Raw genomic sequence first — 15,222 nt, 5'->3', positions numbered from 1 at the left:
GCCTGTTGTTTCAGTCCCAGACCTCCACGAAACGCGGCTTTTACCCTGTTCGAATTGATCTCACTGGCGAGCCAATCAACGCACTCGAGCAGACGGATTCAATCTAGCGGAGTTACGTCAGTGATTCAATATAGTCCTCGAGTATTTCGTAGACAGAATCGAACTCGGGGAGATCGGCAACGAGATCAGGGAGCGTATTCTGCCAGCCATCACGAATCTCAGCACGCTTCTCGCTCGGAAGTCCGTCCTCGAGGTTGATTTCCAAGCCGTCGTGTTCACACTTCCTCGTGAAAGCTGGCACGATAACAGAATCATCAACGTCGGCTTCTGTAATCATCCGATAGAGGTCGTAGTAGTCACGCGCTTGTGACCGCTGGTAGAGCGCTCGCAGTTTCTCTGCAAAGATCTCCTCGAGGCTGTACGCAGTCAAAGTGAACTCAGGCGTGTCCTCATACTGGTGCGTGTGATCCACGGAATCGAACGCTACGTACTCGTCAATCATGACGTCCAAGCTCGTCGTATTCCTGTGACCAAGAACGGCGTTATACTGGATGTCGATGTCGACGTAATGAGTTGGATAGCCCTCATTCCGCAACTCGCGATGTTGGGTGACTTCGAAGTCGATCCCGGATCGCCTTGCTGCATCGTCCAATGCAATCGCCAGCTCCTCCTCACTACCCTGATAGTCCCCTTGGACACCGAGATCGAGGTCTTCTGAATATCGCCACGTCTCTGGGAAGTAGAGCTTGCTGAGAGCGGTGCCGCCCTTGAACAGCAAATTGTCGCCATACGAACTAGTATAGATCGCCCACAGGATCCACGAGTTGACGTAATTCTTCTCCGCGTAACCCAGGCGAACGTCTAGTTCTCTGGCTAACTGTCTTAGTCGTGTATCGGAAATCATGTAAGGCCGTCTGGAAGGAACGCTTCAGGTTCTACATTCAGCCGCAGCTGATACTTGCTGTCTCGGGTACCCGTCGCTTCTCGGGTTGGATCGAGAAGTGGATATCCGGTCGTGAAATTCTCGACGAGATCCCGGTACTCTGGGAGCTCGATATCGAGTTGGTCAGCGAGGTAGACGATGCGTTTCGTTGCAGCACCGTTCCCGACTCGGTGGAGATATTCGACGACAGTTTCCCATGAACAACGCTTCTCCGTCGCTCTTTCCATCGCTTTGACGAGTTCATCGATTCCACCGCAGAATTCGGGATGATCGGCGCAGTCGACGAGCGTCTTTTCGATACTGGCGATGTTTACCTGCGTCGATCCGACCGCTGACGGTTGATAGCCGAAGAATTTCTGCTCAGTGACCGACACCGGCCGATACTCAACACCATGGATCTCGCGTGGTTGCACTCTTTCTGTCGTCACAAGATACACTGTCCGCGACAGTTGCTCCGTTAAACCATGATGATTCATCGCGCTCCAGTAGCCAATGTACATCGGGTCCACGAGTGCTGAGGCAATGACGAACTCGTGTTCTGTATATACTGCATTCTCTCCAGCAGAGAGCGGCAGGATCATGTACTTCCCGTGGGCGAGACGCTCCAACCAACCTTTCTCTTTGAGAGAGTATGCCATGTCTTTCGCTGATTTTCGAGGAATGTCCAATGTATTCTCGATATCATCGATAGTGATGATTTGTCGTCCCTCGCTTGCAAGTCGCGAGAGAGCTTGGGATTCCCGCGTCGACAGACTCTTTCTTTGAGTCTCAGATTCGTTTGTTGGTCCCATAGCCGCTCAGTATACATAGAGTCTAAATCCGCTCAGAGATAAAGGTATTGTCGGTACTCATGATGATAAGATCGACTTCAGAGCCGCTACAAGTTCACAAACTCTAAAAGTAGTCAGAAATATTTTATCTATTATTGCTATCTGGCAGACCGTACCATAGAACCCGCCTCATACTCTGTGTATCTTTTAGCGACTAAAGTTCCAGAGAATATATCAAGTCAGAGCCTTTTATCGCTCCTGTTCGTAGGGGTAGTGCTTTACGTAATAACCGTAGCGGCAAGATTGTACCTACAGAACCAGCTCCCGAACCCCTTCGTAGCTGAGTCGGTCATAGTATTGCTGCCCATTTTCAGCTTAATCTGTATCCAGTAGCAGTTCAAGTTCAAAGGGCGGCAAATCCACACCATGATCAACGAGTTAGCAATCCAAGCACCAGAGGAATCCTGAACCGCTACAGAAACACATTGTGCGCAGGTTTATACCGGTAAGGAATAATCCCTGGATAAGAAGTTCGATGCCGGAGCGGAAGAACCAACACTACGTACCCCAATTCTATCTGGATGCCTGGGCTACCGACGAAATGGTAGACACCCTTGTTTTAGAATCGGGTGATGTGTTCAATCAGCATTTGACCGAGGTGTGCGCCCGGAACTACTTCTACGGCAACCCAGTCGTCGAAGGAGAACTTGCAAATCTGGAAGGGTACCATTCTTGGCCTATCAAGGAACTCCGAAAAACCAGTTCTCTCACCGATTTATCGGATACGTACCTCAAATTGTTGTACTCCTTCGTTACCACTCAGCGCCTCCGAACCAAGTCCGTGAAGTCTGATATCGAGGCCGGGGAGGAATTTCTCAAAGAAGGAGTGGAAGACGACCTGGAACACGGCAGGTACGAGGACAAGATCACGTGGACAGATAATCTAACTGACGAGGAGAAGAAAGAGCAACTGGTAGACGGTAATCTCCTAGGAATCCACCATCAGCACGTAGTTAGAGGGATTTTCGGTTTTATCGGCTTATCAGATCTTTCAGCTGTGATGCTTCGGAACACAACCAGCAAAGAATTCGTAGTATCTGACGCTCCCGTAATCCACGACAATCTCCGATTTAAACAGGTTCGGGGACCAGGAACGATAGGGTTAGCGAACCGTGGATTACAGATTTTCTGTCCTATCGGACCGCACCGTGTTCTATTGCTGTATGATCCGGCGGTCTATGGTTTTGACTGTAATTCGAAACAACAAGTCGTACTTGAGGAAACCAGGGTGGTGGATGAGGTAAATCTGTTACAGTTCCATAATGCTGACAGTATCATTATGTTCAACAGTTGCAGCGAAGAGTACGTCTCAGGTCTGTTGGATCGGATGGGAGAGGCTCGGCGGAGAGATAAGCGGACGGAAGAGTTGGAGACAGAGAAGGGACTTAGTTTTGAAACAGAGTACGCCCCGCACCAGCAAGCGCCCGGTATTTCACCCGACCTTCCAAACTGCACTGTGTACTCAGAAACCGGTTTTGAAACCCAGAGACGTTCTTGCCATGTCGAGGAGCATACCCGACTGGTGCACTCCATTTTTCAAGAAGCTGTTTTCTCCGATGTGTCCGTGATTTACGCAATCAGGTTTTTCTGCGACTTGCTGGATTTAGACGGGTGTGAGAGGGTTCTTCGGTCAGATCAGGACAGTTAGAACTCTCGCCTGATTCCAACGAAGTAGCTGATTATCGCTTGGATTCGAGTTAGTACTTCCCGTACCGTCACATACTCGGTCTGTCCCAGCCCCTACACACGCGTTTCACCGGTTCAGGTGTTGTTTTCGAGAAAAGATCGCGCATCGTCATCACCGTGTTTGGCGAACTGTTCCGCGATATCGAGCGCGTATCCGCGAACATCGGGTTCGTCGAGGGCTGGCTTGAGGACAGTTGCAGTCTCCTCACTGAAACGAACAGGATAGGGGCTGGCTTCCTGATCCATCAGCTCCCGATAAAGAGTGACAACGGTCTCCGGATGATCAGATGCCTGCGTCGCCAGATAGTTTTCGACCGTTTCCCACATGCGCCGCTGTTTCGCGATGAAAGGCAGTGAACGGCCGATCAACTTGGAGATGTCCTCAAATGCGACCTGCTCTTGGATGAGCGTCAACCATTCGACGAACCACTGTATCTCGCTGATGTGTGCCTCAACATCGTCGATCTGCTCGAGTCGCATCTTCCAGAGTGCTTCTACCCTGTGCCATTTCTGCCGGACCTCGTCGTTGTCTTTTCCTGACCGCCATACCCCCCACGCCATCTGCCTGGCAAAGTCAGGAGCATCCCGGTCATAAAGATAGGTGACGAGGCTGTTTGTGTCATCCAACTCTTCGTAGCCATGGATGTACGCCAAGAGGATGTTGTACGCAAGACCTTCGGGCGCTTGGTTGATGTCCGTGGTGGCGTCTTCGGCGACGAGATCAATACTGTGGAAATAGTACGGGCGCAGCACAGGATACAGGTTAACATGAAATGTGTTGAACGAAACATAGGCATCCCAGGCAGCGGAGAACCGGTTCCGGCTCTCGGTGTTCTGTTGCCGTGGGAACAGTGTTTCAAGATGTTCGTGGACGAAGTCATGGTCCAGCCACCAGATTTTCTGTAGCCTGTGGCCGTATACCGCCCTCACAGCCAATGACGTGTCGTCGAGCATCGATATCAACTGCTCCCGGACATCCTGATCGATCCCGGACACTCTCTCCTCCGCGTACCCGTCGAACTCCCGCTGGGTGGCGGTGCGAACGGCGTAAATGATCAGACCATCAAGTGCGAGCGACCGTACTGCATTGAGCGCGACCTGGAATGGGTTGTTGTGTCCAGCATGCCCCTCCGGTGGCCGATCTCGTTCCGGTGACGGGTCCGGATCATCGAGAAATGCGACGAGCAGCGCCTTCAGCTCCCCGTACTCCAGTAGATACCGGTAGGCATCCGTCGTCACCCCTGCTTTGAGCAGACGGGCTGCCGCGATCCGTGCCGAATCATCCCAGTCGCTTGGGTTCGCCGCGATCACATCGCAGAGCTCGAACACCGGTCCCCACGGGAAGCCGTCGCGCAACGACTCGGGATCGTCATCGAGGGTCTTGCGCACCTGGTTCAGCAGTTCGGTCGCGTAGATCGAATCAGCCTGTCGAAGCCTCGGGATCTGCCCCTCGTACCGGGACGGATCTTCAAGCATCACCTCCACAGCCGCCTCGGCCAGTCCCCGACGACTCACCTCCCGGAATCCGCCATCATCGGCTTCTTCCCAGCCCTGATTGGTATCAGGCTCCCACTCGATGCAGAACCGGAGTAACTCCCCGGGTGCCATCGTCCGCAGTTCGTCGGTCGGCCTCGGAGCCTCTTGCGAGATGGCCCCCATCCGCGCACGGCCCGAGGAGAGCAAATCACCGGGTTCATCGTCATACTTATCCAGAAGACGGGACAGGACCTGTTCACCCGCCTGCGGTAGATCCGACCGGATTAACCACAATCGTTCACGGAGCCAGTGATCCCGACGCTGTTCAAAGAGCTCCTCGGCGGTATAGTCCTCGTACTGTTCGCTTCGCTGCTCGGCAAGTTCTTCCAGATCGTCTTCAACAGGGACCGAACAGATAACCTGGACAACCTGTTCGTGGTCCGAGTCGGACAGATCAGCGAACTGGTCCCGAAGAAGCTTGAGAAAGTCCTGCTGGGTCAGGTGCTCCCGGTAGTTCTCCTGATCCTGTAACTCTCGGCGCACCAGATCCGGACAGCTATCCGCATACCGGTTCAGGAGATGGAACCCCAGCCGCCGGAAGAGAGCAATACCCGTGAGATATGCCTCGATCGTTTCACGGCGCATATCGGCCGATTCACCATCAAGCCAGATCTCTGACGCCTCCCGCAACGTCCCAGTTAACAACCCACGTAGATGATGGTGTCCCGGACGGTCGAAATCAGAGCTGGCGATCGGGGACTGAGAATATCCGACAACAGTATTCACCTCCCATTCCTTCAAGTCAGCTTCCATACGCACGGTATCACGCAGATTCGCCTCCAGCACATCGATACACCGAACGGGATGCTCGTCGATCAGCGTTTCCAGCGTATCCTCAAGTAAGTTACTCAGTGTATGAAGTTCGACCTTGGCAACGGGCTTCCTGCCATCGTCCGGTCGGTGCGGCTCGGTAACGACCGCGAGAAGATCCAGACCGGCATCCGGTCGCCCCTTCTTGATAAAATCTCCCAGCAACTGGACGGCCCTGAAACTGACCCTGTCGCGTTCCAGCTGCGACTCGGCAAACAGATCCACCACCAAATCTGTATGAGACGCTGCGTCGTCGACCGGAAGCTCGCGGATCACAGAGATGAGAAGTCCCTGTAACGCCAGATCCTGGGTTTCGACGGCAGCCACAAGCTCACTGACCGTTTCCGGATGTTCCGGGGCGATGTCACCAAGGAACCCTATCGCCACGGGACCCGGATCATCGAATGAGCCGCGTTCAAGCAGGGCATACGCCCACGACGGATCTGTATCAGGCCCGAAGAAATACCGGTAGAGTTCCTCGCGTCCCTCGAGCTTTGCGAGTACCGTGTCCGCGAGCTCCGGATTGGTCTCGGCATCCCAGGTCTTGATCTCGTCAAGGATTGCAGTCGTCGCATAATATCCCAGCCCATTATCTGCATCGAGCAGTTCTTCCAGGAACGACTGGGTTGCATCCCCGGTCATCGGCGTCTGACTCAGGTTCGGGAACTGATCCTCAAGTGCCGTATCACTCTGGATATACAGCAACAGCATCCACCGGAACACGTCCTTGCCCAGACGATCATCCAGTCGGTCAGTCACCGCCTTCAAGCCCTCCCCGTCCTGTACCGCGTCCCACGCGTACAGGTATGTCTGAAAATCAGGATGTCGGAACCGGTGCCGCCTGTTCCCGCGTTCCGTACTAGACGCGATGATCACACCACGATTCAAGAGCTGGTTGTCCGCCCAGTCCTGGTCGGGCGGCACCGAGAAGATATTCGAATCGTCCTCGGTCGCCTCCACGGCATAGTCAACGGCACGCTGGAGTACCCGACCACCACGCCGGTCATCATCGCCCGGCTGATATTCCTCTTCGAGGCTCTCCCGATACTTCTCCCAGACCGCGGCCTTCCCCGAAATGTTCGTCAGATCAACACCGTCGTCCGCCAACTCCGCAATCACATCGAGGTACTGGAGATTCCGTCCCACTTCAACCAAATCCTCCGACGGCTCTGTACCCGTCAACGACTCTATCTGTCGCTTTGCTGTCGCTGGGTTCAACCGCTGGACGGTGGAGCGGACCGTGAATTCCGATGGGTTACGCAGAGACGCGTACTCCGGATGGGTTTCCAAATCATGTTCTCGACAGGCAAAGATAACCGAAACCCCGTCTATCCCGATGGTGTCAAACACGAAGTTGGTGACGACCTGTACCTCCGTCCCACCAACATCGTCCAGTTGATCGATGAACACCACCAGTCCTGCATCGAGACCAACCTGCGTGATCGCATGGTCGATATTCCCGTTGACACCGATCTTCTCCGCCAGATCGGATTTGGTCTGGATCCCTGGATACCGGGTCAGATCCAAGAACAGGATCGGTTTCTCACAGTCGTCCGCGACCGTCTTGAGGATCCCGCTTTTTCCCACTCCGCCATCCCCGAGAAGCATCGCATGATCCGTCTGCCTGACCACCTCTCGGAGGCGGTTGGTTTCCGTCCGCTCAATATGACCCACCCCCGAGATCTCGTTCTCGATATGAGCTAGTGACTGCTCCGTTTCCTCCTTAAAGAGGTGTTTTACCTCCGTCATACCAAGATACTGTTGAGCGAGTCGTCGCCGGTTCTCGGCCGCTAACACGATCGACGACAGCGTCGCGATAACGGCCCCGAGCATGACGATATGTCCTTCAGCCAGTCCGTGCAGGACGGTGGGCCAGTCAAGCGACGTCAGAAGCGTCTGAGCGGTCACGAACTCCGCAATCCCAAAACTGACAACCACCGCGACCACACTGATCAGCAGATACAGCACGAGCGACAGTACTACGCCCCAGTAACTGTGGAACACCGCCTGATCCGTATACTTCCCGGCAGTCCCGATAAGATACGCCAGTATCACGATCCCCGCAGTGACACCGACTGTGGATATCCTCAGTATATTTGCCTCGTGGAACGCGATATCCGTCGGCAGAAACTGAATAATAGCAAGCACGACACCTGCAATGATCACACACGTCGGGATCAACACGCTGGAGAAAAAGTCCGTTTCCCCGCCAAACGTCGTGTAAAACCGCACACCACGAATCGGCGGAGAACTTCTCATTGACCAACAACTAACAACGTGAACTATAAAACGATACTGAAGCCAGGGAGCGGTACAAGCTCGATCACCGGTTCGAAGAGGGCGATACACCACTGAGCATCAAGCGCAACTACGGCTTCGGCGACCACTACAGCGGGAGTGGAACGCCCACACAATGCTCGTGGCGGTCGGAAAATGGGGTCGGGGGGATTAGTCCTTGTGAAAGATACACTTTCGTTGGAACAACCTCATTTATCAACTATTGTTGTCAATCTGGCCTTATGGGCCGTGGCATCAAGAAAAGACAAAAACTTGCCCTGAGTGTGGTCGAAGTGTGTTGAGACAGAAAGAAAAATGCAAGTGCAGATATAAGTTCTAATCATGTCTGATGATAGGATTCCTGAGGAAGCGCGTCAGTGGAAGTGTTCTGAGTGTGGATCAACAAATCTCACCCAATCTGGGGGGAAGAAACGGTGTAGTAATTGCGGTCACAAACCGTAGGGATGCTCTCCCAGCTTGGGGTTCTGTTTGTTCAGTGGTTCCTATTGATCCTCTTCGTGATCGAGATCAGCGGCAAGCTATATCTGAACTGGGACCACCAATTTGGGATCGTTGAAGATCACGATCTTTATGATGAGATCTCGCAGGATCAACGAGGGACTGCACTGGCAGTAGCCAGCCTGGTTTTCGCAGGGTTAGCAATTATTTTATCAGATAGTCCCGATCAGTACGTTCTGCAGATAGAGATATTCGTAGCTGCATTCGGGTTCCTATTGATCGCTGCATTTGCTCACGAGCTGACGTTGACGTATCGAATCGTCTTGACTCTTCAAGAGATGGCGTTAGAGTACGGACTGATGTTGATGGTCTGGGGAATTTTCTTGCTTATCTACGAGGTGACGCCGGAAACGGGACCAGTCTTAGCGATCGTCTCACTCGCTGTCTTCCTGTTCCGGTTCGCGAGCCTAAAGGGCGAACTCGAAGCTCATGCTAACGAGTAATCCGTCTTATCGATCGAAAAGGTTCGAAATCTGATCCTGGTTGGCAGCAGCCAGTAATCCGATTGCAGTGAGGAGGCCAAGAGCAAGTAGTGAACTCCCGATCCAGAGTCGGATATCTGTATATTGCAGAATCTGGGTTACACCGTAGACGAAGGCCGGGAACCCAGATAGAAGAAAGATCGCAAACGGAATGTACCGTTTCCCGATCCGCTCGAATATGACTCGCTTTGCTTGTGCGCTCTCTCGGTCTGTAGCTGCGCGTTCACGTTCTGCTACTGCTGACTCATACCGAGTTAGCGCCGTTGCCGCACGTTCGATCCGTTCGATCTCCTCGTTAGACAGATCAGCAAAGTCTTCACCTGTGATCTCAGGTTCGTCTATTTTGTCGAACTCGAGGAACTCATCATCCGACCTTTGCATAGCGAAACCGGTCCTTGATATGACGTGCGTGATACTTGCCGTGGGAGGCTGCGTTCATCAGCCCACGATAGACAGATTCCGGGACATCGTAGTACTGATAGACGCCTCCGCTGTTGAACGCGATCTCGAGTGTCTGGCTTTCCGGATCATACCCAACGCTCCTCAAGTTACTTGACGAGACAGGAGTTCGGTCCATTTATATCTACTATTGGTCACGTAACATATAAGCTTTCTCGGCTCTGTTGAAATTCTCTTCTTTAGAGAATTGTTCACGCGAATCTACTGAACACTACACGTGCATACTGAACAGGGTGTCCGAGTTGGATTGCGGTAATACGAAGAGCGCTGTTATCGTGGACACGTTCGAATTTTGAGACACAGGAGAACGATGTGCTGATGGAGCGTGTAGCGTTGCTTCGAGAACTTCGAGGAGTATCGAGACACAGCGTGTTTCGCTAACTAAAATGCTTCCTCGACAAACTGGAGCAACCGAGACTTTGGGAGGGTCTGCATCTACGCAAACTACCGACTGAAAATATAACTTACTAAGTATTTAAACAGGGCTGACCAATGTCAAATGTAGTGAGCAGTATTTCCACGAGAATCAAAATCAATAGTGCCATCCATTGTGCACCCGTACAATCGAATCCGTTCTGCGGATGCATAACATCAATTTCCTACCCCTTTATAGGTCCAGTATCCTCTGAGCGATACTCCAATGGGGACGGACAGTTCAACCCAACAGACTCCACAAGCGCTGTCATCAAGACAGCCCATCGTCAAATGATTACATCTCCAGAGGTTCATTTATCTGATTGGAATACATCCTAAAACATGAATTAATGCCCTACGATGAGATTGCTGATCCAACTGAGGACGAACGTGATGAGATTTTTATCCTCTTTAAGCGGTTGATCGAAATCTGCTATCCAAATTGCAGATACATTACCGATCCAGGAGAGGTCGAAGATCGAGTTATAGTAAAATTCTTCTCTGAGATAACTACCCAGACAGAAGACGGAGAGGAAGACAACAAAGACCGTGTTGCAGCAGTACATGGCGGATTGGACACGGATTACGATGAGTTGCATTTGCTAATCGATATTGGAAAGTGGCGAGCATCGACTTTTGAGAAGAATCTAGTTATTCTCGCACACGAAGTCTCGCACTTGGAAACGCCGGATCATGATTGGCGCTTTTGGCTTGATTTCGTACAAAATTTCGAGCTCTTTGAGGATGCTATAGAGGACATTTGTGAGGGCCATTATAGCCCAGATAGTGACGAACTTCGCAAAGAGGCAATCCACCATGTTAACAAGTACAATGTTGATCTTGAGGACGACTGGTGGATAGTACGTCGTGACGTAGCAGATCTCATTGGATATCCTATGGACCAGTATGAAACGTTCGAATTCTGGTCAGAACCAGTAGCGGATAGATCTCTATTAGACGAGTTCAGGCAGGAATCTGAGGACGAATTCCACGAAGAGGGTGAAGAGAGATACATCATGACCCAGCCAGTTCGAGAAGAGCAATTATCTAACATGGAGCTATCTCCGAAATATATACAGCCACCAGATATACCAGAGGAAGAGATCATTGGACGGTTAGCATTCTGGGTAGAAGATGGAATTCCACTGCTTCCACCGCCTGTTGTCGAGCCAGATCCAACAGGGCCATACCAGATCGTTGAAGGAGAACTAACAGTGGCAGTTGCTCAACGGATTGGTCTTACGAAGATAGACGTCATCAATCAAAACAGGAAACCAGTACTGATAGAGGATCTGAAAACCGAAATAGAAAACAAAAAAGTGTGAATTCGTGGACCGTCGTCCCCAGTTCCCGGCAATCTGTATCCAGCGATTGGATCTGTGAACTACCCCGCCTTACTCGCTTCCTTCGGTCGTTGAGAACGAATGGGCCTCAACAGAGCCATTTCAATCTAATAGTATCGTAGCTCAATTCCACGAACGCTTGACTGCTTCGCGTCGATCGTTGAGACGATCTTGTTCCGTGCGAGGGTCGTAGTGCTTCTTGATCACCTTCACAGAGACGTCAAATCGCTCACTTGCTCGCTCTCTCCGGAGGCCACCGCTGAGATGGCTGACAATCGATCCTCGACGGATCGCGTGTGGGTAATATGACTCCGGGCATACGTTCGAATCAGGATTACAGCTACCATCACACGAGCAATCATCCGCATCTTTTGGATTCCAGCGGCAGCTCGTAGCTTCGTACACCCATCGCCGAAGTGTCGACCGAGATGCCCGTCCGTATTCTGTCGCAAATAACGGCTCTCGGCCGTACTCGTCAGTAACGTCAGGCCGTTCTGTCTCGATATACAATTGAATTGCGCTTACGACCTCGTCTTTTATCACAATGTTTCGTTCACCATCACCAGCCGTGTTCGAGTTTTCGCTCCCGTTCTTTAGCCTCGTTCCTGTTTCCGGTCTGTGACGGAAGCGGAGTTCTTTCTTCTCGGGGTCAAAATCCGGGACATCAAGAGAGTGTACGCCACCAATACGTGGTCCACCATTCCAAAGAAGTTCTGTGAGAGCATGCATACCAGAACCTCGTCGACGTCGCCGGAGTCGATGAAGGAGACCTGTGGCTTCAGATTTCGGAATCGCCTCGTCACGAGCTCTTGGAGTCAAACCGAGTTCCTCCTTATCGAGGATCCTGTAAATTGATTCGTCGCATAGTTCCCGTTGGCTGAGCCACCGAAGCCATGTGCGTGCGTTCTTCGTATACGTAAGGATCGTTGAGTCAGAGTCATATTCCGACTGTAAGTAGTCGACGTACGCATCAACCAACGGTGAAGAGATCTCTACTGGGTACGTAATGTCGTTGTCTTCCGCGAATTCAACGAATCGAGGAATCGTTCGCTTGTATTGGGCCCGCGTTGACGGGCTTCGATTCTGCCTGCGCGAGAGAAATCGCTTGTAGAGATCAGAGAGGGTGGCTCGAGCAAAGCTATTTCGAGTAGAATTCTCTTGAGACGTATCGTCCACATCCATTTGCTTCAGCACTTTTTCGATGGTCTCAGGATCATCGATCTCCGACAGCAGACGGACAATATTCTCGTTCATTGTTCCTCCAGGAGCTGCAAAATCGAATACTGCCAGATTTCACTGGGGACGACGCAACTAGTTTGGTGTCGTGTGAGAGGTGACGTTACACCAGGATATTCTTCTGCACTTTCACTGGCTTGTTTCATTTCCCGCCGAAGCGTCGATTCACTCGCCCTCCCATGGGAGGTTGTCAATAATGGGCTATCAGAGGATTCTGTAGGCTCTTTCCGTTCATAGGCTATGAACTCTTCAAGAGCCTCCGAAGTTTCTGGTGAAATATTTGCAACTCTCTGTGTTACAAGACCAGCCCTGCTTACGAGATGCGTTTCTGGGATCGAGATTACGACTGTAACGTTATCCGAGTTGACGTCCTCAAGGTCGAGATATCGCACACACCCAGGTTGGCTACATGTATCAAGTATGAGTTCAACATATGCGTGAACTCGAGTACCGAACTGACGCTCACGGAGGTAGGTTACCAACGATGAAATCTGATCGGATAGATTCTGGCTGTCAGCACGTGTAGAGATGCCGAGAACGTGTTCATTGATCTCGCTGTACTCTATCACATCGGATGATTTCATCCTCGATAGCAATCTTGCTTTGAGGATGGTAGGATCTTCTTGGTGAACGTATGATCGGAAATTTATTAAGGAGTTTATGTATCCACAGATCGTAGTAATATCTTGAGTAGAGCTCTCTATCAAGTATTCAATGAATCGGCATAGATGATGGTCTTCTAACCAAACTTCAGAAAAATTGGATTCTGGGAACCACTCTCCGAGTTTAATGATTGCAGTTTGATGGGACCAAAACGTAGAGTCGGGAACACTGCTTGACAATTCACTCAGATATGATTCAGTTGCACTGTCAAGAGACTCAAAAGAGTCACTCGCTCCCTCAACCTGCTCAAAGCAGGTCATTGTATCACCTCCAGAATTGTTCGACTAAGATAGAGCCTTGAGCTGAAATTATGCCATTTCAGGGTGCTCTCTGATGAGTGGTCACTGAGTGACCACTCCGGTTCCAAGAATGCATGTTCGTAGAAGTGCAGTGGTCACTCAGTGGGTACTGTCTAAGTGTATCTTGGGAGGTGATCTCCAGATGGCGGTTAAGGTTCGTTATCTGACAGCGATCTCTATGAAAAGAGTATAGAAGCGAATGATAGGGTTAGTTGTCGTCGTTGTCCCGTTCCTTGTGCAGCAACTCTCTTATTAATTCTTTGTACTCCGTTGCATTGCTTGAATAATATTTTTCAGTGGTTTCTGTAGACTTATGGTTTAGAGCGTCACGTCGGGCTTCAGGCGAGAGCCCTGCTTCTTCCATTAGATGACCGAAGGTATGACGAAGTGCATGGACTGTCACTTTTTTCCATTCTCGAATATCTGCGTCAGTACCGAGTGCATCTTTTTGTCGCTCAGACATCCACGACTCTCCGAGACTTTCCTGTATTCCTGCATTCCGAGCAGCTTCTTTAACAATTGCCAATAGACGACTATCGGAGAGGTGTCCGCCTTGGTTGGAGGGGAACACGTAATCGTGATCCTCTGAAAACGGATACGTTGGTCGATACACAGTCAGCCAGTGTTTTAGTTCCACTGCTAGGGTATCACTGATTGGGAGAGAGTACCTATCACGTGCCTTTGAGTCTGATAGGCTGATTGTTCTGCCCTCAAAGTCAACGTCTCCAACTCTAATTTTTCGGAGGTCGATATTACGTGGACCCAGTTCTGCTCCAACTGTGACCATCAGCCGATCTCGAAAAGTATCCAGTTCATCATACAAAGCCTCTAACTCGTCTTTATTTAGGGGCTCTCGTTCGATCGTTGGAGGTGTGCGGAACCTCCCAATATCAATGTTCTCGAGAGAAAGATAATCAATTAGAGCCTCTTTTTCTGTTTCCAACCGAATCCATTTGTACAATCCCTTGATTACTGTTAAATCTAATCTAAGTGTGCCTTCTCGCCTACCGTGTCGAGCTCTCTTTTTCAAGTAAGACCGTACATTCTGAGATTTTGCTGAGAGAACTTCCACCGAAATCTCATCTAAATGCTCGATATACCCTCTCAAATACGACTGATAGGTTTTCGCAGTGTTTCTAGATATTGTTGCCCCGCACTCAGAATGCAGATATTCAGTTGCTAGTTTAGACCCCGTCTTTAGCTCTAGCCCATCTTTGATCTCGCTGTTTTTCTCACTCATTATTTGACACCCCAGATACATCAATTTCGTATTCCAAGCGCCCCGAGGAGCTAGTTTTATTGACTAAACCTCGATCACACAAGGTTTGTAGTGTACTCTCGAGCTCCACCAGAGGTGCATCAACATGCGATGCGATCTGATTGAGTGAGATTGATCCCTGACTGGAAATGAGTTCATAAATTTGATGTTGCCTCTCTGAATCCTTGTTCTGGTGCTGGGGAGTTTGCTTGAGGTCCTCACCAGTTGGCTTTTCCTCTAAATTCTCTTGCAATGATCTTTGAACATCACTTACTCTTTCCTCCAAATCTTGTACGGCCACTACTAGCTGTTCAACCTCAAATTCATTCTCTCCTTCAAGTGATCTTGCATGATCCTCTATGGCCGCTCGTAGACACGCACTTCGATTCCCAGCATATCTCTCGGTTGCCATTTGATCAAGCAATTGCATATGTCGTTCCAGAATCGTCACACTTGGTCGGACAACA

General features: G+C 50.8%; 12 protein-coding genes and 1 pseudogene. 3 read left to right on the top strand and 10 right to left on the bottom strand.

The features are described 5' to 3' along the window. Nucleotides 1–112: 112 nt before the first annotated feature. Both C482_RS00160 and C482_RS00155 read right to left on the bottom strand, forming a co-directional pair. Nucleotides 113–904: a nucleotidyl transferase AbiEii/AbiGii toxin family protein gene (locus tag C482_RS00160; RefSeq protein ID WP_006165223.1), complete on the bottom strand. Its 792-nt coding sequence runs from the start codon at nucleotides 902–904 to the stop codon at nucleotides 113–115. Further along, on the bottom strand, nucleotides 901–1,734 hold the full coding sequence (locus C482_RS00155) for a type IV toxin-antitoxin system AbiEi family antitoxin domain-containing protein (protein WP_006165221.1): 834 nt from the start codon (nucleotides 1,732–1,734) through the stop codon (nucleotides 901–903). The genes C482_RS00160 and C482_RS00155 overlap by 4 nt, the downstream gene beginning before the upstream one ends. A gap of 514 nt (nucleotides 1,735–2,248) precedes the next feature. Here C482_RS00155 and C482_RS00150 point away from each other — a divergent pair. Beyond that, nucleotides 2,249–3,421, top strand: coding sequence for a DUF4238 domain-containing protein (locus tag C482_RS00150; RefSeq protein WP_006165220.1), 1,173 nt, complete (start codon nucleotides 2,249–2,251; stop codon nucleotides 3,419–3,421). Nucleotides 3,422–3,534: 113 nt separating this feature from the next. On the opposite strand, the gene C482_RS00145 is transcribed toward C482_RS00150, so the two are convergent. Beyond that, nucleotides 3,535–7,971 (bottom strand): NACHT domain-containing protein, encoded by a 4,437-nt coding sequence (locus tag C482_RS00145; RefSeq protein ID WP_241431849.1) that lies wholly within the window; start codon nucleotides 7,969–7,971, stop codon nucleotides 3,535–3,537. Between the two features lie 575 nt (nucleotides 7,972–8,546). On the opposite strand from C482_RS00145, the gene C482_RS00140 reads away from it, so the two are divergent. After that, a complete protein-coding gene (locus C482_RS00140) occupies nucleotides 8,547–9,044 on the top strand; it encodes a hypothetical protein (RefSeq protein WP_006165217.1) in 498 nt (165 codons plus the stop codon). Between the two features lie 6 nt (nucleotides 9,045–9,050). Here the strand turns inward: C482_RS00140 and C482_RS00135 are convergent, their stop codons facing one another. The 3 genes and pseudogenes from C482_RS00135 to C482_RS20105 all read right to left on the bottom strand — a co-directional run. Further along, nucleotides 9,051–9,464: a hypothetical protein gene (locus tag C482_RS00135; protein ID WP_006165216.1), complete on the bottom strand. Its 414-nt coding sequence runs from the start codon at nucleotides 9,462–9,464 to the stop codon at nucleotides 9,051–9,053. Continuing rightward, nucleotides 9,448–9,660, bottom strand: coding sequence for a KTSC domain-containing protein (locus C482_RS00130; RefSeq protein ID WP_006165215.1), 213 nt, complete (start codon nucleotides 9,658–9,660; stop codon nucleotides 9,448–9,450). Before C482_RS00130 ends, C482_RS00135 begins: the two co-directional genes overlap by 17 nt. 167 nt (nucleotides 9,661–9,827) lie before the next feature. Further along, nucleotides 9,828–9,977: pseudogene (locus C482_RS20105) on the bottom strand (IS5/IS1182 family transposase); the annotation flags it as partial. Between the two features lie 329 nt (nucleotides 9,978–10,306). Here C482_RS20105 and C482_RS00125 point away from each other — a divergent pair. Further along, complete coding sequence (locus C482_RS00125; RefSeq protein WP_006165213.1) at nucleotides 10,307–11,281, top strand: hypothetical protein; 975 nt, start codon at nucleotides 10,307–10,309, stop codon at nucleotides 11,279–11,281. A gap of 141 nt (nucleotides 11,282–11,422) precedes the next feature. Here C482_RS00125 and C482_RS20100 read toward each other — a convergent pair whose 3' ends face one another. From C482_RS20100 to C482_RS20915, 4 genes are all read right to left on the bottom strand, one after another. After that, a complete protein-coding gene (locus C482_RS20100; protein ID WP_083858557.1) occupies nucleotides 11,423–12,553 on the bottom strand; it encodes a tyrosine-type recombinase/integrase in 1,131 nt (376 codons plus the stop codon). Further along, nucleotides 12,550–13,458, bottom strand: coding sequence for a site-specific integrase (locus C482_RS20920; protein ID WP_152421936.1), 909 nt, complete (start codon nucleotides 13,456–13,458; stop codon nucleotides 12,550–12,552). Before C482_RS20920 ends, C482_RS20100 begins: the two co-directional genes overlap by 4 nt. A gap of 247 nt (nucleotides 13,459–13,705) precedes the next feature. Further along, nucleotides 13,706–14,737: a tyrosine-type recombinase/integrase gene (locus tag C482_RS00115; RefSeq protein WP_049896354.1), complete on the bottom strand. Its 1,032-nt coding sequence runs from the start codon at nucleotides 14,735–14,737 to the stop codon at nucleotides 13,706–13,708. Next, nucleotides 14,730–15,206 carry a hypothetical protein gene (locus C482_RS20915; protein ID WP_152421935.1) on the bottom strand — a complete coding sequence of 159 codons (477 nt, stop codon included), beginning with the start codon at nucleotides 15,204–15,206 and terminating at the stop codon, nucleotides 14,730–14,732. Before C482_RS20915 ends, C482_RS00115 begins: the two co-directional genes overlap by 8 nt. Between the last annotated feature and the right edge of the window lie 16 nt (nucleotides 15,207–15,222).

The sequence above is a fragment of the Natrialba chahannaoensis JCM 10990 genome, from assembly GCF_000337135.1.
Lineage (GTDB): Archaea > Halobacteriota > Halobacteria > Halobacteriales > Natrialbaceae > Natrialba > Natrialba chahannaoensis.
The sequence above is the reverse complement of the archived record's forward strand: the minus strand, read 5'-3'. Positions and strand labels throughout refer to the sequence as shown.